At 40.0% G+C, this 20,654-nt stretch carries 19 protein-coding genes and 1 riboswitch; of the genes, 18 read left to right on the forward strand and 1 reads right to left on the reverse strand.

The window, feature by feature from the left end; all coding sequences use genetic code 11:
• Window positions 1–79: 79 nt before the first annotated feature.
• Window positions 80–808, reverse strand: coding sequence for a GntR family transcriptional regulator (locus tag ABC228_RS06675; RefSeq protein WP_345824332.1), 729 nt, complete (start codon window positions 806–808; stop codon window positions 80–82).
• A gap of 257 nt (window positions 809–1,065) precedes the next feature.
• Here ABC228_RS06675 and ABC228_RS06680 point away from each other — a divergent pair, with 257 nt between their 5' ends.
• The 18 genes from ABC228_RS06680 (at window position 1,066) to ABC228_RS06765 (ending at window position 20,440) form a co-directional block, all read left to right on the forward strand.
• Window positions 1,066–2,376 carry a 6-phospho-beta-glucosidase gene (locus tag ABC228_RS06680; RefSeq protein WP_345824333.1) on the forward strand — a complete coding sequence of 437 codons (1,311 nt, stop codon included), beginning with the start codon at window positions 1,066–1,068 and terminating at the stop codon, window positions 2,374–2,376.
• A gap of 12 nt (window positions 2,377–2,388) precedes the next feature.
• A complete protein-coding gene (gene celB, locus ABC228_RS06685; RefSeq protein ID WP_345824838.1) occupies window positions 2,389–3,693 on the forward strand; it encodes a PTS cellobiose transporter subunit IIC in 1,305 nt (434 codons plus the stop codon).
• A gap of 72 nt (window positions 3,694–3,765) precedes the next feature.
• Window positions 3,766–4,515, forward strand: coding sequence for a chitin disaccharide deacetylase (chbG, locus tag ABC228_RS06690; RefSeq protein WP_345824334.1), 750 nt, complete (start codon window positions 3,766–3,768; stop codon window positions 4,513–4,515).
• A 105-nt stretch (window positions 4,516–4,620) separates the two neighbouring features.
• On the forward strand, window positions 4,621–4,959 hold the full coding sequence (locus ABC228_RS06695; protein ID WP_345824335.1) for a PTS lactose/cellobiose transporter subunit IIA: 339 nt from the start codon (window positions 4,621–4,623) through the stop codon (window positions 4,957–4,959).
• Window positions 4,956–5,258, forward strand: coding sequence for a PTS sugar transporter subunit IIB (locus tag ABC228_RS06700; protein ID WP_345824336.1), 303 nt, complete (start codon window positions 4,956–4,958; stop codon window positions 5,256–5,258). Before ABC228_RS06695 ends, ABC228_RS06700 begins: the two co-directional genes overlap by 4 nt.
• A gap of 310 nt (window positions 5,259–5,568) precedes the next feature.
• Window positions 5,569–7,311 carry a sensor histidine kinase gene (locus ABC228_RS06705; RefSeq protein WP_345824337.1) on the forward strand — a complete coding sequence of 581 codons (1,743 nt, stop codon included), beginning with the start codon at window positions 5,569–5,571 and terminating at the stop codon, window positions 7,309–7,311.
• Window positions 7,312–7,384: 73 nt separating this feature from the next.
• Complete coding sequence (locus tag ABC228_RS06710) at window positions 7,385–8,056, forward strand: response regulator transcription factor (protein ID WP_345824338.1); 672 nt, start codon at window positions 7,385–7,387, stop codon at window positions 8,054–8,056.
• A 13-nt stretch (window positions 8,057–8,069) separates the two neighbouring features.
• Window positions 8,070–8,216, forward strand: coding sequence for a teichoic acid D-Ala incorporation-associated protein DltX (locus ABC228_RS06715; protein WP_345824339.1), 147 nt, complete (start codon window positions 8,070–8,072; stop codon window positions 8,214–8,216).
• Between the two features lie 18 nt (window positions 8,217–8,234).
• Window positions 8,235–9,737: a D-alanine--poly(phosphoribitol) ligase subunit DltA gene (dltA, locus tag ABC228_RS06720; protein ID WP_345824340.1), complete on the forward strand. Its 1,503-nt coding sequence runs from the start codon at window positions 8,235–8,237 to the stop codon at window positions 9,735–9,737.
• The gene (gene dltB / locus ABC228_RS06725; RefSeq protein WP_345824341.1) at window positions 9,734–10,891 is read left to right on the forward strand and encodes a D-alanyl-lipoteichoic acid biosynthesis protein DltB; all 1,158 of its coding nucleotides are present in this window, start codon (window positions 9,734–9,736) and stop codon (window positions 10,889–10,891) included. Before dltA ends, dltB begins: the two co-directional genes overlap by 4 nt.
• A gap of 15 nt (window positions 10,892–10,906) precedes the next feature.
• Entirely contained in the window at window positions 10,907–11,143 is a 237-nt protein-coding gene (gene dltC, locus ABC228_RS06730) for a D-alanine--poly(phosphoribitol) ligase subunit DltC (RefSeq protein ID WP_042147926.1), read from the forward strand.
• Entirely contained in the window at window positions 11,143–12,303 is a 1,161-nt protein-coding gene (gene dltD / locus ABC228_RS06735) for a D-alanyl-lipoteichoic acid biosynthesis protein DltD (protein ID WP_345824342.1), read from the forward strand. Before dltC ends, dltD begins: the two co-directional genes overlap by 1 nt.
• Before the next feature lie 174 nt (window positions 12,304–12,477).
• Entirely contained in the window at window positions 12,478–12,924 is a 447-nt protein-coding gene (locus tag ABC228_RS06740) for a hypothetical protein (RefSeq protein WP_345824343.1), read from the forward strand.
• Between the two features lie 133 nt (window positions 12,925–13,057).
• Window positions 13,058–13,244: riboswitch (cobalamin riboswitch) on the forward strand.
• 199 nt (window positions 13,245–13,443) lie between these two features.
• Entirely contained in the window at window positions 13,444–16,281 is a 2,838-nt protein-coding gene (locus tag ABC228_RS06745; RefSeq protein WP_345824344.1) for a DUF4430 domain-containing protein, read from the forward strand.
• Between the two features lie 22 nt (window positions 16,282–16,303).
• Entirely contained in the window at window positions 16,304–17,146 is an 843-nt protein-coding gene (locus tag ABC228_RS06750) for a DUF4430 domain-containing protein (protein WP_345824345.1), read from the forward strand.
• Window positions 17,147–17,220: 74 nt separating this feature from the next.
• Window positions 17,221–18,099 carry an energy-coupling factor transporter transmembrane component T gene (locus ABC228_RS06755; protein ID WP_345824346.1) on the forward strand — a complete coding sequence of 293 codons (879 nt, stop codon included), beginning with the start codon at window positions 17,221–17,223 and terminating at the stop codon, window positions 18,097–18,099.
• Entirely contained in the window at window positions 18,081–19,763 is a 1,683-nt protein-coding gene (locus ABC228_RS06760; RefSeq protein ID WP_345824347.1) for an ABC transporter ATP-binding protein, read from the forward strand. Before ABC228_RS06755 ends, ABC228_RS06760 begins: the two co-directional genes overlap by 19 nt.
• Window positions 19,739–20,440, forward strand: a complete 702-nt coding sequence (locus ABC228_RS06765; RefSeq protein WP_345824348.1) for an ECF transporter S component — start codon at window positions 19,739–19,741, stop codon at window positions 20,438–20,440. Before ABC228_RS06760 ends, ABC228_RS06765 begins: the two co-directional genes overlap by 25 nt.
• Window positions 20,441–20,654: the final 214 nt, after the last annotated feature.

A 20,654-nucleotide genomic window follows, 5' to 3' on the forward strand; every position in this document is an offset into this window, starting at 1 on the left:
AGTTCATAAATAAGAAGGAATCCAAAAGGTTAGGTTTACGAGTCCTATAGGATCCCTTCTTTCCTTTCCATTTATAAAACTATCCTTCCAATGGATAATTCCGCTCAATCATAAAATTGGTCTTATCTCCGCGAAAGTAGGAACGTGAGAATTCGATAATGTGTCCTAGCTCGTTTTCGGCAGTGGTTTCAATATAGAAGCATGGTAAGCCTTCTTCACAATTTAAATAGGCACTTGTACGTTCGTTTGCAATAGTAATTTCGATATGTTCGACAGTTTTAGCGATGTGAACGTTAAAGTTATTCCTAAGGGAACTGTATAATGATGTTTCGGCGTGTTCCTTTGTAATCCCAGGTGCCACATCCCATGGGATATAGGATATTTCATATTGTGTTGGTTCGCCATTCGCCTTCCGAACCCTTTCAATACTTTGGATCGGATCTTGTAACGAAACTTGTAATGACTTTTCTAGAAATTCATTAGCGGGAATAACATTTAAAGCAATAAGCTCTATTTCTGCCCTTTTTCCTTGAACAGCTACCTGATCACTGTAACGCTTCACGGTATGGGATAGGGTTTGTTTTAATTTTTGCTCGGCTACAAAGGTGCCTTTCCCTTGTTGTCGAGTCAAATAGCCTTCTAGCGTGAGTTGGTTTAGTGCGGTTCGAACGGTAGTCCTACTGACATTAAAATCCTCACATAATTCAAGCTCCGTAGGGATTTTCTCTCCCTTTTTATATTCCTCTGACTTAATTCGATTTAGTAGCTCCTCTTTTATATAAGCATGCAATGATTGGCTTTTTTCCATTGTCGTAACTCCTTAAAACTTTCTGTATATTTTTAGTGTACAAGATAATATAAATAATAACAATCGGCAACAAAGAGCATTACAATTCACTCCCTAATTTTAAATGTACGTACAATATAAACATTACGCCCAAATATGTATGGACAATTAAAAATATGTATGATACATTTTAAAATAAGAAACCAATAGTGGATGCTTAAATTTAAATCGTTAAAAATTTAAGCGCTTACAACAAAGAACTAGGGAGTGAGCTTTTAGTGGCATTAAAACTCGTTATTATAGGTGGTGGATCCAGTTATACACCAGAAATAATCGAAGGAATTATTAAACGCTATGATAGCTTTCCAGTAACGGAACTTGTACTGGTTGATATTAAGGAGGGAGAGGAAAAGCTCCAAATTATAGGGAATTTGGCAAGGCGAATGATTGAAAAATCGTCGAAGCCTATTCAGCTAACATGGACATTGGATCGTAAGGAAGCACTAAAGAATGCAGATTTTGTTTCCACACAAATTCGCGTTGGGCGTTTGGATGCACGTGCGAAGGATGAGAGAATTCCATTGCGTCATGGTTTCATTGGCCAGGAAACGAATGGTGCTGGTGGTGTATTGAAAGCATTCCGTACGATACCAGTACTGATGGAGATTGCCAATGATGTGCACGCCATTTGCCCAGATGCGTGGATGATAAACTTTACCAATCCGGCTGGAATTGTGACAGAAGCACTGTTAAAATATGCAGCACATAAAAAGATAATTGGTGTTTGTAATATTCCGTATAATATGCGCCATTCGGTTGCTGAAATTCTACATGTAGCACCTGATGATGTTCGGATAGAATTTGTCGGCATGAATCATTTTGTATTTGGGCAGAAAGTGTTTGTGAAAGGTATCGACCGAATCGATGAGGTGCTGGAAAAGCTGATTGATAGTGATGGGCTTGATTATTCGCCAGCAAATATCGTTAGCCTTGGCTGGTCCAAAACATTTATAGAATCTACTAGACTACTACCGAATCCGTATCATCAATACTATTTTCAAACTAGAGATGTATTGGAGAAGGACCTAGCAGCATATGAAGCGAATGGAACAAGAGCAGAGGTTGTTCAACAACTAGAGGAATCCCTTTTTGAACTATATAAAGACCCTGAATTACGCGAAAAGCCAAAGGAATTAGAGGAACGAGGGGGTGCATTTTATAGTGATGTCGCATGTAGTCTAATGGATTCAATCTATAATAATAAGCAAGATATTCAAACCGTGAACATACGTAATAATGGCGCGATTTCTGATTTGCCAGATGATGCGGTTGTCGAAATTAACTGTGTTATCACGAAGGATGGTCCAAAGCCAATTTCCGTAGGGTCGCTTCCACTCAGTGTTAAGGGAATCATTCAGCAAATGAAGGCATTTGAAGAGCTTGTCATTCGTGCAGCCATGACGGGAGATTATCATGATGCGTACTTGGCATTGGTGATGAATCCATTAATGGCAGATGAAAAGCGTAGTAAAATAGTTTTAGATGAGTTATTAGAAGCACATAAACATTATTTACCACAATTCAAATAAGGGGGAATTATGATGAATAAGGTTTTCGGAGTTTTTGAGGATAAGTTTCTTCCTGTCGCTGGAAGAATAGGGGCACAACGACATTTAGTAGCAATACGTGATGGATTCGCAGCTATCTTGCCGTTGATTATCATTGGGTCATTAGCAGTTCTTATTAATAATCTACCAATCGAACCGTTTCAAAACTTTATGGTGAATATATTTGGAGAAAGCTGGAAGGATCTTGGGGGATATATATGGAATGGGACCTTTGCAATCATATCATTAGTCGTGGCTATAGGGGTCAGCTATAGTCTAGCAAGAGCGTATAATGTGGATGCATTAGCAGCAGCGTTAGTATCTGTTTCTTCTTTCATTATTTTAACGCCATTGACCGAGGATGGTAGTGGACTTTCTCTTCATTGGATGTCTGCATCGGGGTTATTTGTTTCGCTTTTGGTAGCGGTAGTTGCAACCGAAATATTCAGAAAATTAGCACAGATGAATCTTGCGATTAAAATGCCTGATGGTGTTCCGGAGGCTGTATCACGATCATTTGCATCTCTTATTCCTGCCATGATTGTACTTTTTATCTTTGGTTTATTACAGGTATTATTCATTGATGTAATTGGCACAAGCCTGCAAGACTTAATTTATAAGGCTGTTCAAGCACCATTCCAAAACGTAGCTGGTACGTTGCCAGCTGTATTAGGTATTGAATTTACCAAGTCATTCCTATGGTTCTTTGGGTTGCATGGATCCAACATATTAGAACCAGTTATTGAATCGGTGTATCTACCAGGATTGTTAGAGAATACAGCGTTATTTGAACAAGGAGTGTCTGCACACGATGTTCCAAACATTATTACAAAACCATTCCTGGATGTGTTTGTTGCGATGGGTGGCACGGGTACAGGTATTTCCCTTCTAATTGCGATATTTATAACCGTGAAGGCAAAGCAAGTAAGAAGCTTAGGGAAAATGAGTGCACCAGCAGCATTGTTTAATATTAATGAGCCGATAATTTTTGGATTGCCAATTGTTTTAAACCCGATATTATTTGTTCCGTTTCTTTTGGTACCACTTGTTAACGTGACAATCGCATACTTTGCTACATCAATCGGATTTGTTCCAAAAACGGTCGTGATGGTACCGTGGACGACACCTCCGATTATCGGTGGATACTTGGCTACAGGTGGGTCCATAGCGGGGTCCGTTTTACAACTATTTAACTTGGCTGTCGGTGCTTTACTTTATCTGCCATTCTTAAAGGTCCTAGACAGGACCATGGTAAAGAATGCAACAAATGCGAACACAAGCAAGAAAGAGGCCGTATAAAATTGCTAGGCATCATTCGTCGTAAGTAGTTGGAATGTACGTTCAACATCTTAACAGAATTGAGGTAATCATATGAAGTTAATTGTAAATGCTGACGATTTTGGCTATACACGTGCCGTTACGTATGGAATTGTAGATGCATTTCAAAATGGGATTGTTACGTCAACGACGATGATGTGTAATTCACCTCACATCGATCATGCCGTTGAACTAGCTAATCAGAATCCCGATTTAGGGGTTGGGGTTCATCTCGTTTTAACAAGTGGGACACCACTTTCCCAAGCTGTTCCATCCATAACAGATCCTAATGGGAGCTTTTATAGCCAACATGTTATTTTCAATCATGCAGAGCCGGAAGATATTGAACGTGAATGGACGGCCCAAGTGGAAAGATTTTTAGCTACTGGTTTAAGTCCCACTCATCTGGATAGTCACCATAATGTTCACGAGCATGACTTGGCATTACCAATTGCCATTTCTATAGCGGATAAATATGGCCTCCCACTTAGAAGGGCAAATAATGAACCGAAAACAGCTATAAACTATAACACGGTGAAACAAACAACCTTTATGATGCGGGATTTTTATGGGGAGCAGGTAAGCTATGAAACGCTTGAAGGCCAATTGAGAAATGTCTCGCAGCTAAATGAAGATGAGACAGTGGAGATTAACTGTCATCCAGCATATATTGATTCTGATCTCGTCTCGAAAAGCTCCTATATCGATACACGATTGAAAGAGTATGAAATTCTGACTTCGGACAGAATCAAAAACTACGTCCATGAATTAGGGATTCAGCTAATGAATTATAGAATGCTATAAGCTGCCTGCCCATGTTAGGCTATTACTATAACGGACTATCACACTATGATGTTAGTGGTATAGTAGGAAATAGAACAACTCGGTTTAGGATTGGAGGGAATGAGCATGCAATCAATCGAAGATATCCAAGCATTATCCTTTACGATCATACTTCATGCAGGAAATGCTCGTTCAAGTGCAATGGAAGCGATTTCCTATGCAAAGGACTATAACTTCTCAGCAGCGAGAGAAAAAATAAAGGAAGCAGAAGAAGCCTTCGTTGAAGCGCATCATGTACAAACCGATCTTTTGCAACTTGAAGCTAGTGGTAAGAAACATGAGGTCACGGTCATATTAGTTCATGCACAAGATCATTTAATGACAGCGCTAACGGTAAAAGATTTAGCAAATGAAATGATTACTATGTATGAAAGAATGCAACAATTGGAGGGGGGAAAACAATGAAAATCATCCTAGTATGTTCAGCTGGTATGTCCACATCCATGCTCGTGAAAAAGATGCGAGACGCCGCTACCGAACGAAATCTCGAGGTAGAAATAGATGCAGTCGCAGAGTCCCAATTAATGAATCATTTAGAAGAAACTGATGTTATACTAATAGGTCCACAGGTTCGATACCTTGAAAAGAAAATAAGAAGCTCCGTAGAGCCAAAGGGAATTAAGGTCGATATCATTGACCAGATGGCCTATGGTATGATTCAAGGAGATAAGGTTTTAGATCAAGCAATTGCGATGAAGAACTAAATAAAGCTATGAAGACTTTTTAGGCTATTGAGTAACTCTCGATAGCCTTTTTATTTTCCAGAAAATCTCCCCACCCAAACCTAGAATTGGAAGTATTTTATATAGAGATTGTGCATAAGGCATTTCACAGAGAAAAAACAGACATTTTTCCTCATAATAATCTTCTTTTTGGTTAATATCCCCATCTAAAAAAAGGTTCCAAAACTCGTAAAAAACGGTTACGATAAAAGGGTTGTATGTGGACACATAAAAAACATACTCATCGATTAAAGTAATGAGTAAACTGTCGTATGAATTAGAGGAGTATAAGATGAGAAAACGCGGTATTACCGTTAAATTATTTGCTGTTACAGCTTTATTCTTTTTGGCGTTTTATGCCATGATCATGATATTTCAGCTGTTATTCTTTGATCGTTTTTATCAGCATTATAAAACGAAAGAAGCAGCAGAGCACATAAATCAATTAGCAGAAGGCTATGAGAATAATTCATGGAGTGAAGCGGAACTGACGAAACAGACACTCGCTTATATAAGGGAGACCAAAAGTCCGTTGACGATTGTGGATGCAGAAGGCTATCAGTTAGTTCAGGATCCGTTTCATATCATGCTGGATATAGGAGATGGCAATGTTGTAGAAGTCTCGCTTTCCTTACTTGTCACAAGCTACGGGAAACAGATTCGAGCATTGGATATCAAAAAGGGAGATACATTGATTGTCCAAGGAGAGTTTGATGCGGAGGTTCCTACGGTCATTTATCCATCTGTTATGACGAAGGATGCGTCTAGTGTCGGTGAAGGTCTGGGCGAGAATGAAATAACAATTGTCGGGGAAGTAAAAAGCATCTCGCTGCCTAAGGTTGGGATAATCGATAGAGGACTAGGAATTCTCTATGATGCGCTATTGGAATGGTTCCCACTAGAGGAGGAGCAGTTAAAGCAGCTTTCTAAAGGAAACAGTCTACAGCTGGATTGGGTGGAGTCCTGGAGTGGAAAGCATAATTTAGTACTAATTGAGCCATTCAAGAAAGATGGCGAAATGCAATTCATGGTATCTGTCACATCACTACAAGAAATCAGAGATACCAATGAAGCACTTCAACTATTTTATGTCTATATCGGAATAGCAGGCTTTGTTCTGATTCTATTGCTGTCGTTATTCTTCTCCCGAGTTGTTAGTAGACCACTGATTAAGCTGAATGAAATGGCGAAGAAAATGGTGCATCTAGACTTCTCTTCGACGAAGCCGATTAAGCAGAAGGATGAGCTGGGGAGCCTTTCCAATAATATGCTTGTGATGGCGAAAAACCTGGATGTGGCATTAAGTGATTTAAAGCAAGCCAATGGCAAGCTAAAGCAGGATATGGAAAAACGTGTGCAGATGGAAAAGGAGCAGCGTGAGTTTTTCGAGCATGCCTCACATGAACTGAAGACACCGCTTAGCATTGTCAAGAGCTTCGCGGAAGGGCTGCAGGATGGTGTTAGTCCGGATAAGCAAGACCACTATGTCGAAGTAATTATCGAGGAGTCAGCAAAGATGGAAGGGCTGATCACCGATATGCTGGATTTGGCTAAGCTGGAGAACGGCGCTATTAAACTACGAAAAACATCCTTTTTACTCAGCGAAATGATTGAGAGTTTGGCAGATAAACTATTCTGTATCGCGAAAGAGAAAGAAGTCGCCATTGAAATCATGCCGAAGAATGAACAGCATATTTTGGCGGATTATGAATGGCTGGAACGAGTCATGCAAAATCTTCTTGTGAATGCGGTCCGGCACAGTGATCCCGATTCTGTTATTGTGATTCGAATCGAATTGGATCAGGAAAATGGCGATAGTGTGTTCACAATTGAAAATAAAGGGACACAAATACCGGAAGAACAACTAGATAAAATCTGGCGACGTTTCTATCGGACCGAATCCTCTCGAAGTCGAATGACGGGTGGTACAGGATTAGGATTGGCGATTGTTAAACAAATACTAGATTTGCATGAATTTCAATACGGAGTGGAAAACGTGCCTGACGGTGTGCGCTTCTATGTTCGTTTTCAATAATAGGACTAATTGCTTATCAGGACACACGAAAGACATATTGCCTTGCTAATATAGATTGGAAGGAAGATTCACGATGGGGAAGAAAGTATTGCTTGTCGAGGATGAAGTGAGAATCCGCGAAGTGGTAGCGGATTATTTCAAAAAGGACGGCTGGGAAGTGTATGAAACGGATAATGGCAGCAGCGGTATCGACTGGTTTGATGCCACTTTTCCGGATTTAGTCATACTCGATATTATGATGCCAAAAATGGATGGATTTGCAGTTATCAAGCAGGTTCGAATGAGATCTGGTGTCCCAATTATTCTGCTGACAGCAAAATCCAGTGATGATGATAAAATTCATGGGTTTGAACTTGGTGCTGATGATTATGTCACGAAGCCATTCAGCCCAAGGGTGTTAGTAGCACGTGCGAATTCGTTAATGAAACGTGCAACAGAGCATTACCTACCGACTGGCCATATGCTCAGCTTCGGTGAAGCAATTGTCAATACGAAGTCCCATCAGCTTCAGCTGGAGGGGCAGCAAGTCGAATTGACACCAAAAGAATATGAAGTATTGGTATTCCTGCTTCAGCATAAAAATAACGTCCTTTCGCGTGAGACCATTTTGAATCACGTATGGGGACTCGACTTTGATGGAGATATTCGAGTTGTGGATACCCATATTAAAAAGCTGAGAGCTAAATTAGGCTGTGAATCCCATCATATCCGAACGGTTATTGGGACCGGCTATAAATTTGAATAAAGGAAGAATAAAGATGAAAAAGCTTAAAACACTATATAGTAAAAATGGTGTCCGGTTTGCTTTGCATACTAGTTTTTATCTGGCAATCCTGATTACCTTGTTCTTGATGTATGGCTTCCATACAGCCAATACAGGCAACTATATTTATAATGATTTTTAAATGGAGAAGATAAATAACATGAAACTATTAACACGTATTGCACAGCATGCTGCAAGTAACCCTGAACAAATAGCATTTCGTACAGAGAACCAGGCACTGAACTATAGCGGGCTATGGAATAGATCTAGTAGACTAGCAAGCCTCATACTGGATACCGGAATCGCGCGACAGAAGCCAGTTGTCGTGTACGGTCATATGGGAATTGATATGCCAGTATCGTTCCTTGCTTGTGTAAAGGCCAGCAACCCTTATATACCGGTAGATATATCCATCCCAATGGAACGGGTTCGTCTTATCATTGAAAAATCTGGTGCGGAATTGGTCATTAATACAACCGATACCAATCTGGATATTGATCATGTCACTGTTATAAATTCGCAAGCACTCCAGCTGGAACAAGGAGAGCTTATTGGTGAAGAATACTGGGTCAAGCCTGAAGAAGTCTTTTATATTATTTACACATCTGGAAGTACTGGAAATCCAAAAGGCGTGCAAATAACTGCAGAAAATTTGCAATCTTTTACCGACTGGATGACAGGTGACTTTCCGTTAGGTCAAGGAAAGGTGTTCTTGAATCAAGCACCTTTTTCATTCGATTTGTCTGTGATGGACTTTTACCCAGCTCTACAGAGTGGGGGTACCATTCATGCATTGGAGAAAGAAGTAATCAATAAGCCGAAGCATTTATTTGAAAACTTGAGTCAATCTGGATTGCAAGTATGGACATCCACGCCATCTTTCGTGCAAATGTGTTTTCCAAATCCGGACTTTAATCAAACAATGCTTCCGGAGCTTGCGGTATTCCTTTTCTGTGGTGAAGTATTACCGCTAGCAGTAGCCCAAGAGCTGAAGGAACGTTTTCCAAATGCAAGGATTTTTAATACCTATGGGCCTACAGAAGCAACCGTTGCTGTGACGTCTATTGAAATTACGGAGGACTTGCTCGCAAAAGAGAAGGCATTGCCAGTGGGCTATCCAAAATCCGATATGCATATTTTCGTTGTGGACGAATTGGGTATGCCGCTTCCTGATGGTGAAAAAGGGGAGCTTATCCTATCGGGTCCAAGTGTATCAAAAGGCTATCTGGGTGAACCGCTACTAACAGAAAATGCATTCGGCATTATCAATGGAATGAATAGCTATCGTACTGGAGATGCCGGCATTATTCAGGACGGGTTGGTATACTGCCAGGGCAGACTGGATTATCAAATCAAGCTACATGGCTACCGGATGGAGCTGGAAGAAATTGAGTTCCACCTGAATCAGTCTACGTATATTAAGACTGCCATTATTATTCCTTATGCACCAAATGAGGAAATTGAATACTTGATTGCGGCAGTGGTACCTGCGGATCATAGCTTTGACAAGGAATACAAATTGACAGCTGCTATTCGAAAAGATCTTGCTTTGCGATTACCAGCATATATGATCCCGCGTAAGTTTACGTATCATGCGGCTATTCCAATGACGACGAATGGAAAAGTTGACCGTAAGAAAATGAAGGAAGAGGTACTCGTATGACCCCGTATAGCTCTTTCCTTTTCTTTATCATTCTAGGTGTCTTGCTATTGCCGACGATGATTCTCGGTGTAATGGGCAAGCGCCTGCGTTATTATAATGTGTTCGTATCCGTTATTGTATTGGCTCTTATCTTTTCAGGAGGGGACCAAGGCTTCTACTCGTTAGTAGCATTCACCATCCTACAGGTTATACTGGTCAAAGGCTATATTACGTATCGACAAGCAAAGAATAGCAGTCTCGTATTCTATATCATTAGTTTTCTGTCGATCCTGCCTTTGATTTTATCCAAGATATTGCCGGTTTTGGCAGTAGATAACTGGGCAAGCTTTCTAGGTATCTCCTATCTGACATTCCGTGCGGTTCAAATCATTATTGAAACACGAGATGGCTTGATAAAGGAGCAGCTCTCGATTTTTCAGCTTGTCAATTTTATGCTGTTTTATCCGACAATTTCATCCGGTCCGATTGATCGCTTCCGCCGATTCCAAAAGGATGAAGAAAAGCGTTGGGAACCGGAAGAATACAAGGAATTGCTTTATAAAGGGATAAATAAAATCTTCGTAGGTTTCTTATATAAATTTATAATCGGTTATAGCATTAATACGTATTTCATTATGAATTTACATCATATAGCGGATGGCGCGTTTTCCAATCATCTGTTGTACATGTACAGCTATAGCTTGTATTTATTCTTTGACTTTGCCGGATATACGGCGTTCGCAGTCGGAGTCAGTTATATAATGGGAATCCGGTCACCGGAGAACTTTAATAAGCCATTTATTAGCCGCAACATCAAGGATTTCTGGAACCGATGGCATATGTCACTGTCGTTCTGGTTCCGTGATTATGTGTTCATGCGCTTCGTCTTTCTGATGAAGAAGAAAAAATGGATACAGAATAAAATGCTCGTATCAAATTTAGGCTATATCCTGCTGTTCCTGCTGATGGGAGTATGGCATGGATTAGCGATTCAGTACATCGTTTATGGCGCCTATCATGCCTTGATGATGGCTGGATTTAATTACTTCGAGAACTGGAACAAAAAACATAAACGCTGGCCAACAGGAAAAGCAATGACAGTGGTGTCTATCGTCATCACTTTCCATGTCGTATGCTTCGGTTTTTATCTGTTTTCCGGCAAACCATTTCAATAAAAGGGGAATTTAATGATGGATTTTAAAGAAAAAGTACTACAAGTTATTGCAGAAGTTTGTGAAGATGATGTTGTAAAAGAAGAGCATGATTTGGATATATTTGAAGCGGGATTAATTGATTCGTTTGCGACAGTGGAATTACTGGTTCAATTCGAGGAGCAGCTTGATATTAATGTACCGATAACAGAGTTCGATCGAGATACATGGAATACACCAAATGCTATCGTAGATCGTCTAAATGAGCTGAAATAATGAAGAAGAGGTATTTGTTTGGACCAGTCATTCTTGCATTGGTCCTGTTTGCCGGGCTCATCGTAGTACCCGAATCATGGCTGGCTAAGTTAATTCCAGCAGATCGCTTAGAGGACTCGGCTATAAGTCTGGAGCCAAATATGTTCCAAGGAACATATTTGCAAAGTGAAATGCTCGAAGATCCAACCTATGTTCCAATCTATGGTTCTTCTGAATTGTCGCGCTGGGATCCATTCCATCCATCGAATTATTTCGAAACGAATGATGCTGACTTTACACCTTATTTAGTAGGAAAAGGCGGAATGACTTCTATTATTCATGATTTAAATTTTGCAACGCATGCCGATCAATTGAAGGACAAGAAGATGGTCATCATCGTATCACCGCAATGGTTTGTTAAGCATGGTACAGACGAGCAGCATTTTGCACCAAACTATTCTGCACTGCAAGCGTACCAGCTTCCTTACAATAAGGAAGTGGATGAGCAGTTGAAGCGAAAGTTAATGGAACGCCTGATGACGTATGATGCTGTCAAGAACGATATGGTGCTTTATCAGCTTTACGATGCTTATCTGAATGATAAAAAGGTACAGTTTAATATGCTATCCGTTCCTGCAAAGACTTATATATCCATCCTCCAGAAAAAGGATCTGTATTTCACTATTATGAAGGATGACCCAACGAATCGTCATCAGTCAGATGAAGTGAAGGACAAGACATGGGAGGAACTGCGGGCACAAGCCGATGCTTACGGCGAGCAACGAGCACAGAATTCCCGGTTTTATATTGAAGACAGCGTATATAAGCGTAAAGAGGACTACATCAAGGGAATGGAAGGAAAGAACACAGACCATTCCTATGCAGAATCGCTGGAGTACGACGATTTCCAACTGATGCTTGATATTCTCAAGGAAGCGGAAGCTGAACCACTTTTTGTCATTATCCCTGTGAATGGGGCGTATTATGACTACACAGGCTTCCCTGTAGAAGGACGGCAGGACTACTATACTCGTATAAAACAGCAGATTAGTGATAACGGCTTTCCGTACGCCGATTATTCCGACCATGAATATGATCCTTATTTTATGCGTGACACGATTCATATTGGCTGGAAAGGCTGGGTTTATTTAAATGAGGATATAGAGAAGTTCCTTGAATAACTAGGAATCAAGTTAATCCACCTTAGGTTAATAAAAACAAGAATAATCCTTCCATTTTTGGAGGGATTATTTTTAATAGGGATTGTTTTGTTTTAAAGAACAGATTAAAATGCTAGATAACTATATAGAAAATATGGAACAAATCGAAAATTATAGTTAGAATGGAGCGCTCTTTTGAATAAAAATAAATTCTTATACATTGCACTTAGTATGATAATAATTGTTGTTTTGGCTATTTGGTTTTTAAATATGACGTCAAAATCTACTACATTTAAAGAAATGCTAGAAGAACAAATAAGACAAGATGAACAACTAACAATAACTAACTTAGATTATGATAGAATCCATCAAATAAGCATAGAAGGTCCTACAGGTGATGAAATTGAAATTGATGATAAAGATGTGATTTCTGATTTGCTTGGAAATGAACTCCATATCGATAAAGGCGGCAAGTATAAAGAAAGTAAAGCTGAGTACGATTTATACATTCATTTTTATGGCTCGATACATAGATATACGATTGCGGAGGACTATATAAAAACGTTTGATGGAAATTACAAAGTTTTAGATGAAGATAATGAGGTATTTAATTATTTTACTTCCTTATATGGAGGAAAATAAATATACATTTAATAAAAACCTACTCCCATTTTGGAGTGGGTTTTCAATTTATCTAAAATTAATTAAAGACATGTAAATCCACATCCAGAAATCCTTTGACTCTATTCCCATTATTATCTAAAATTAAGATAATTGAATACGAAGAAGATTTGGTTGATTTCTTTGTAGAAATCATTAAAAGGGAAGACCGGTGAGAATCCGGCGCGGTCCCGCCACTGTAAATGGGAGTTATCTATATCATATACCACTGTCTTCGGATGGGAAGGTGATAGATAATGTTGATCATGAGCCAGGAGACCTGCCTTATCTTTTACGCCATTCAACCTACGAGGATAGGGGGTGCGCTTGCGCGGGTTTTATACTAGGTTTATACATACCTAGTTAACAGTAAGATAAGGATGCATCTCTTTCTATTAGAGATGCATTTTTTAATGGTCTTAGTAGATTGAGAGAATGAAAAATCTAGTTTTTATCGCTGAAAAAAAGTAAGCGTATACATTTGGGGAAGGAGCGTTACATGTGTTTAAAAGAATTCTTAGTACCTTATTAATCGCAGTTTTAATCGTATTTAACATACCTCCAAAAGAATCCTTCATCAATGCAGCAGAAGCATCTAGTGATACAGTATCAGTGAATGTACGAGTAGAGGCATATAATAGAACGATTGTGGAACCTACCGAGGTAGAGGTGGGATCATTTGACTTGCAACAATATGTTGGTGGTACTTCACCAATTACGACAGAGGATCCGCGTGCCATACATGCGATTATTCGAGCGCTAGAGTCTGCAGGTATTAATACACTCGATAAGAATGAGTTCGACCTAGGTTATGGTGGGAATTACATTGCAGGTATTGATGGTCTATGGGAGTTTGATAGAGGCGGATTTAGTGGCTGGATGTACTATATTGATAATCAATTCGTACCAGTGGGTGTGTTAGATAGAAAAATAACCGATGGTGAGTCAATCGTTGTTTTCTATGTAGATAATTACAATGACAATACGTACAGCTGGTTTGACCAGGAACATATTACGGCCGAGGTTGGAGAACCAATTTCGATTAAACAAAATGGATTGGTGTATGACACTTGGACAAATGAACAAACAACAGGTCCAGTTGAGGGCTCCACCATTCTTGTGAATAACGATCCTTATCTACAGGGTGGTAATGCCGTTGTAACGGATGAAAATGGAATGGCAACAGTAACATTTGATGAGGCTGGGACATATACCCTTTCAGCGGAACGAAAAAGTGGTGAATTAACCAATATTTCAAGACCATATGCACAAATTACGGTTGAAGAGGCACCACCAGAAGATACGACACCACCAAGCGTCACGGTGGATACTTTAACAGATGGAATGGTAGTAGAAGAACCAGAGCTTACCTTTCGTGCGAGTGCAACCGACGAAATAGATGGCAGCATTACACCAACCATTAAACTAAACGATACGAAATTAAATCCTCAACAGGATGGACAATTTAAAGCAAGTCTACTTGAGGGAAAGAACGTTATCCAGGTTACTGCTGTCGATAGTAACCAGAACAAAGTAACGAAAAGCTATAACGTAACCTATCAATCAAAGAAAACGACAAACTATAATATCGAAGATGCGATGAAAAAAGCTAGTAACCACATGCTACATGAGGGGATTATTAGTGAGTGGCAAGCGATTGGCTTAGCTAGAGCTGGCGTTTCAATTCCGAATGAGTATCTTCAAATCTTTGATGAAGCTATTCAAAGTCAAATTGTCGAGCAGTTGGAAAGTCAACGCGTCAAAATTACCGATATTGAAAGACTAGCAATTGCTGCGGTTGCTTTAGGTAAGGACCCTCAAGATATCAATGGGTTAGACTTAATCGAGTTAATTTATAATAGCCCTGAACGTCGTGGTGGCTATGACACGATGACGTTTCAAGGAAATAATGGTCCAATTTTTGCCTTGATTGCCTTGGATTCAAATGCGTATACAGTACCAAGTGATGCAAAATGGAATCGTCAACGATTAATAGCGGAATTATTACGTACGCAAAATGAGGATGGAAGCTGGAATCTAAATGAATATTTCAGCTCACCAAGTATTGATATTACAGCAATGGCAATAACAGGACTTAGTCCATATAAAGATCAAGCACCTGTTAAAGAAGCTTTAGATAAAGCGGTAGATTACTTATCATCTGTTCAAACTGATGAAGGTGGATTTGATGGCGGATCGTTTGTAGGCGGGGTGACTAGTGAAGCAACCTCTCAGGTTATTATTGGTCTAACAGCCTATGGTATCGACCCGACGGGCAGTGATTTTACGAAAAATGGAAACAATTTAGTTGATCATTTACTAAGTTTTCAATTAGCTGATGGTGGGTTTCAGCATACAAGTGGGGACTCCATGTCCAATTCGATGGCTACAGAGCAAGCCTACCAAGCATTAGTAGCGTATCAGCTGTATCAACATGATGGCGGAAGTCTCTATCAATTCCCGCAATCTAGTGATCCAGTTGAAAAAGTAATCAACCTGAATGAACAGGTAGATGTAACGAAGAATCAAGTAGTTAAAATAAAGGGAAGCAAGACACAAGTAGTGATGCCAGATGATTTACCAGAAGGAACCAAGCTAATCGTTCGGGAGATTACGAAGCAATCACCTGGATTAGAAAAGGCTGGCGATGTATTTAATTTTGAATTCCAATTTCCAGATGGTAAGCAGCCGAAGGGTAGCTACCAATTAACGATGGGTGTTAACTCCGGTGTTGACCTAAGTAAGACAGGTATCTATTACTTGAATGAACAAACAGAAGCGTGGGAATACGTTGGTGGCTGGGGAGATGCGAAAGATGAAGTCATAACGGTTCAGGTTGACCATTTTTCAACCTATGGTGTATTCACAGACACGGAAGGCCCATCCGAGCCTCAGGTAACGGAGAAGAGCAAGACTTCCGATAGTATTTCATTAGGCTTATCAGCAGATGATCCATCAGGGATTAAAGAATATATCATTTATCGTGATGGAAAACAGGTAGCGGTTGTTCCGGGTACAGATGCTGAATATGTTGATACAGCGCTAAAAGCGAATCAGGTCTATCAGTATACAGTTGTCGCGGTTGATTATGTAGGAAATAACTCAACTGAAGGAAAGATTTCCGTACGTACAAAGGAAAAAGAAGCTGCAAACGATGAACAAGGAAATTCTGGAAGCGGCACGGATAAAGGTGATGGAAATTCAACAGACGGGAAAACAGGTCATCAACTACCGAATACAGCTACAAACATCTATAACTACTTACTAATTGGTGTGCTCCTGTTAGCAATTGGTGGCGTTATGCTTCTTGTTCAGAAAAGACGTGCGTTAAGTAAATAAAGTGAAGGGAGGGTTTATCCTAATGCGATTTGCAAAGCTAGTTACATCCCTTTTCCTAGCAATACTATTGGTAGTGACCTTAAGTGCTTGTGGGTCATCCTTGGCAAAACCAACTGGCTTAGAAGAAAATTCGGAAGCACAGCAGGTAAGTGAAGATGAACAGACAACGGTTGAAAAAGAGGAGATAGAGGAGACAGAAGGGAATACAGAAGCTGACTCCGTAGCGGAAGATAAGAATGACACCACATCCGAAGCGAATGAAAAGGATCGTGACCAAGATTCCTCCAAGCCTACTAATGGAGCGGTCGATGAAGGTTCAGCTGATTCTACTACCAGTGATAAACAAGCGGAATCAGGCACAGTAAACAAGAGCGGTGATGGTAATTCCGAGAAAAGCGCACAGCCAAAGAAAGAACAACCAAGTAAATCGGATAGCACAAAAGAAACAGAGCCTAAAAAGGAAACAAAACCGGAATCAGAAGAAGAACCGAAAGAGGAGAAAACAGCCGATACCATTGTCTATTCCATTGTCATCTCGGATACGGAGATTCCTTTACCTCCAACTGAAATGGAAGTCTTTGAAGGTGATACCGTGTTAGATGCCTTAATTCGTATCACACAAGAAAAGAAGATTCAAATGGACTATCGTGGTGGCCAAGGTGCCTCAGCCTATGTGGAGGGAATAGCGAATGTGTATGAATTTGACCGTGGTCAAGGTAGTGGCTGGATGTATCGAGTAAACGGAATTTTTCCAGATCGTAGTGCAGGTATTGTACCGTTATTACCTGGTGATCGAGTCGAATGGCTATATACAACGGATCTAGGTAGAGACCTAGGTGCGAATCTACAGCCTTTCCGTAGATAATTCTTTTCTAAAAAAGGCTGGCTTGTTTGTTCAGCAGGCCAGCCTTTCAATTATTTAAAGGCAGGTGTGTATGGATGGAAAATGGCTTTCGCGGCTATCATCCCTTTGTTCAATTCTTTTATTACATATGCGTTGGTACGTTGGCTTTTTACTTTAAGCATCCAATTTTTTTAGCAACAGCCTGCTTGTTAGTGGTCTTCGTGAATTTGACACATGATTACGGAAAAGCACTAAGACAATGGATTCCTGGGCTACTAGTGATGAGTGTATTCATTATTGTTTTAAATCCCTTTCTAGTATCCCGTGGCACAAATATTTTGTTTTATTTTCGAGGAAAGCAAGTAACCTTAGAGGCAACCATGTATGGTATCGTGATGGCTTTATCCATCGCTATCATATTAATCATGTTTATTTCCTTTAATCTTATTTTAAATGGGAATCGTTTTTTATACATATTTTCAAGAATATTACCACGTACGGCTTTCTTAATGATGTTATCCATTCGGTTTGTTCCGCTGTTACGAAGGAGACTTTCCGAAATAAATGCCGTTCAACGAATTCGGGGAGTAAGTGTGACCGAAGGAAGCATCAGAGCGCGTGCGAAAGCAGGTATGTTAACAACCCAGATTTTATTAACATGGTCCTTAGAAGAAGCCATTCAAACTGCTGATTCCATGAAAGCAAGAGGCTATGGAATTGGTAAAAAAACGGCCTATATTCCGTTTCGGATGGAAAAACGTGACTGGAGCTGGCTTCTTGCTTTAGCATTGCTTTTTTTGATTTGTCTTGCTGGTGGTTTTTTAGGCTATGGCAAGATTATTATCTATCCGGAGTTAGGGACACTTCAATTTTACTTACTTGACTGGGTATTATATGGCTGCATGATTATTCTGTATTCATTTCCACTGATTGTGGAGGGGAGGGAGCAATTGAAATGGATATCTTTAAAATAGATGATCTTTCTTTTCGCTATCCAGATGCGGAGGAGGAAGCACTTAGTCATCTCGCTATTCAACTAAAAGAAGGGGAATTTACGGTGGTATGTGGGCCAAGTGGGTGTGGGAAATCTACGCTACTTCGCTTATTAAAGAAGGACCTTGCCCCAGTAGGCAGCTGTACAGGAGAAATAAGCTATGCCGGAAAGCCAATCATGGACTGGGATGATCGGACAATGATTGAGGATATCGGCTTTGTTTTTCAAGACCCTGAGAATCAAATCATTATGGATGATGTCATGCAAGAGATTGTCTTTGGCATGGAGAACCTCGGCTATTCCAATATGGAAATGCGGAAGCGAGTAGCGGAATTAGTCCATTTTTTTGGAATGGAAGAACTGTTACATGCTAAACCCTCCGAGCTATCTGGTGGTCAAAAGCAATTATTAAATCTGCTCTCTGTTCTTCTATTGAAGCCTAAAGTATTGCTGCTTGATGAACCGACATCACAATTAGACCCAGTTGCCGCCAAGGATTTAATCGTGATGCTGGATAGACTGAATAAAGAGATGGGAATAACCATCATTCTAGTGGAGCATCGTCTGGAAGAGTTATTTGCGATTGCCGAGCATGTGATCATGATGGATAAAGGAAAAGTCGTGTATGAAGGAACGAGTAGAGAGGTAATCTATGATATTTTTCAAAAAAATGATCAGGCATTCATGCAATATGTTCCATCTATTTCCCAGCTTTATATTCAGCGAACCGATACACTTGAAAAATCAGCTATACCATTAACGGTAAAAGAATGTAAGCAATGGCTGGCAGCACAGCCCAATCATGCTTCTACTGAAGCGAACCAAGCACCAATCGAATCAACTTCAAATAAGGAAAAGCCAATCCTTTCCGTACAAAATGTCTATTTCCAATATACGAAAACAACACCATTCGTTTTGAAGAATATCTCCTTACAGGTAACGAAAGGAGAATTCTTTACCATTATTGGCGGAAATGGTTCCGGGAAGAGTACGTTGTTGAAAGCGTGCATCGGAAATCTCAAGCCTCAACGCGGACGAGCATATATGGGAGGCAAGGATACCTATAAGTTAAAAGGGAAAGAACTTTATCATAAAATTGCTTATTTGCCACAAAATCCGAGAACGTATTTTATTCAAGACACGGTGGAAAAAGAAATGCAGGAAGTGTTAAAGCGTCAACAGCTACCAGATGACACAGCAAGAATGACGGAGGTGTTAGATATTTTCGGTATACAGCATATACGGAATCGTCATCCATATGATTGTTCGGGAGGAGAAATGCAGAAAGCGGCTCTTGCTTGTATGTTATTAGGTAATCCTGAAATATTGTTTATTGATGAGCCTACGAAGGGACTAGACCCAATGTCGAAACAAAATTTTGCTCAGATTCTTCACCAGCTTCATGAAGCGGGTCTAACGATTATCATGGTGACACATGATATCGAGTTTGCTGCCAAGCATGCGGAACGCTGTGCCATGATGTTCGATGGGACGATTACGACGGAAGGAACGCCGGATGAACTCCTAAAAGGAAATTATTTTTATACGACTTCCATAAATCGAGCAACTCGTGCAAGTCATGTTAGAGAATCACTTACATTAGAGGAGGCACTTTCCGAATGGCCAAATCCCGTGCATATTTAGCAATTATTTCTGTTTCTATTTTTTTCATTATCGTTTTAGCGTTTGTTTTGCTGAATTATCAGGCCTATTTATTATTGAGCCTGGTTATTATTGCTTTAATCATGCTTCCTTTCTTTGCCCGCTTTGAAATCCGAAGCATTACGGGTAGGGAGGTTGTTATTCTAGCGGTATTAGCTGCAATTGCTGCCGTATCCCGTGTGCCTTTTGCTGGATTACCGAGTGTACAACCAACCTCATTTGTCATTATTGTCACGGGACTCGTGTTTGGTGCGGAGTCAGGGTTTATTGTTGGGGCAGTTGCAGCATTAGTATCGAATTTCTTTCTTGGTCAAGGACCTTGGACCCCTTGGCAAATGTATGCATGGGGCATGATCGGTATGACAGCTGGTCTATTACGGAATACATGGTGGATGAAAAAAATGTGGGGCAAATGTGTCTATGGTTTTATCTGGGGATTCTTGTTTGGTTGGTTCATGAATTTATGGATTGTCGTTGGCAATGTGGAAAACCTGACATGGAATTTTCTAATGGGGGTTTATGTATCCAGCTTCACACATGATCTCGCGCATGCATTGTCAAATGTATTCTTTTTAATCATTTTTGGAGCGAGTTGGATAAGAATATTGAATCGCTTTAAGCGGAAGTATGGATTACTTCGTCATGATATCGCTAGTTAACTAGAAAAATAAACATCTATTCCCATAGCTGATGTAGGGGACCGATGAAGAGATGAATAGAAAGTCTGAGAACACATGGTAATTCAGCTAAATTTTATAAAAGTAAATTAGTAAATTTTGTAAATGTTTGGTAGAATAATGATAGAAAAATTTGACAACCAACAATGGAGCACGATCCCACCCCATGAACATGCCTGTATGAACTGTTCCAGAG

Source organism: Ornithinibacillus xuwenensis, assembly GCF_039614845.1.
Lineage (GTDB): Bacteria > Bacillota > Bacilli > Bacillales > Amphibacillaceae > Ornithinibacillus > Ornithinibacillus xuwenensis.

Coding starts and splice junctions, on each gene's coding strand:
- ABC228_RS06700 (WP_345824336.1), top strand. CDS start 4,956: ATGAAAATCATCCTAGTATGTTCAGCTGGTATGTCCACATCCATGCTC.
- ABC228_RS06755 (WP_345824346.1), top strand. CDS start 17,221: ATGGAAAATGGCTTTCGCGGCTATCATCCCTTTGTTCAATTCTTTTAT.
- ABC228_RS06765 (WP_345824348.1), top strand. CDS start 19,739: ATGGCCAAATCCCGTGCATATTTAGCAATTATTTCTGTTTCTATTTTT.
- ABC228_RS06750 (WP_345824345.1), top strand. CDS start 16,304: ATGCGATTTGCAAAGCTAGTTACATCCCTTTTCCTAGCAATACTATTG.
- ABC228_RS06675 (WP_345824332.1), bottom strand. CDS start 808: ATGGAAAAAAGCCAATCATTGCATGCTTATATAAAAGAGGAGCTACTA.
- chbG (WP_345824334.1), top strand. CDS start 3,766: ATGAAGTTAATTGTAAATGCTGACGATTTTGGCTATACACGTGCCGTT.
- ABC228_RS06760 (WP_345824347.1), top strand. CDS start 18,081: ATGGATATCTTTAAAATAGATGATCTTTCTTTTCGCTATCCAGATGCG.
- celB (WP_345824838.1), top strand. CDS start 2,389: ATGAATAAGGTTTTCGGAGTTTTTGAGGATAAGTTTCTTCCTGTCGCT.
- ABC228_RS06695 (WP_345824335.1), top strand. CDS start 4,621: ATGCAATCAATCGAAGATATCCAAGCATTATCCTTTACGATCATACTT.
- dltC (WP_042147926.1), top strand. CDS start 10,907: ATGGATTTTAAAGAAAAAGTACTACAAGTTATTGCAGAAGTTTGTGAA.
- ABC228_RS06705 (WP_345824337.1), top strand. CDS start 5,569: ATGAGAAAACGCGGTATTACCGTTAAATTATTTGCTGTTACAGCTTTA.
- ABC228_RS06715 (WP_345824339.1), top strand. CDS start 8,070: ATGAAAAAGCTTAAAACACTATATAGTAAAAATGGTGTCCGGTTTGCT.
- dltD (WP_345824342.1), top strand. CDS start 11,143: ATGAAGAAGAGGTATTTGTTTGGACCAGTCATTCTTGCATTGGTCCTG.
- ABC228_RS06710 (WP_345824338.1), top strand. CDS start 7,385: ATGGGGAAGAAAGTATTGCTTGTCGAGGATGAAGTGAGAATCCGCGAA.
- dltA (WP_345824340.1), top strand. CDS start 8,235: ATGAAACTATTAACACGTATTGCACAGCATGCTGCAAGTAACCCTGAA.
- dltB (WP_345824341.1), top strand. CDS start 9,734: ATGACCCCGTATAGCTCTTTCCTTTTCTTTATCATTCTAGGTGTCTTG.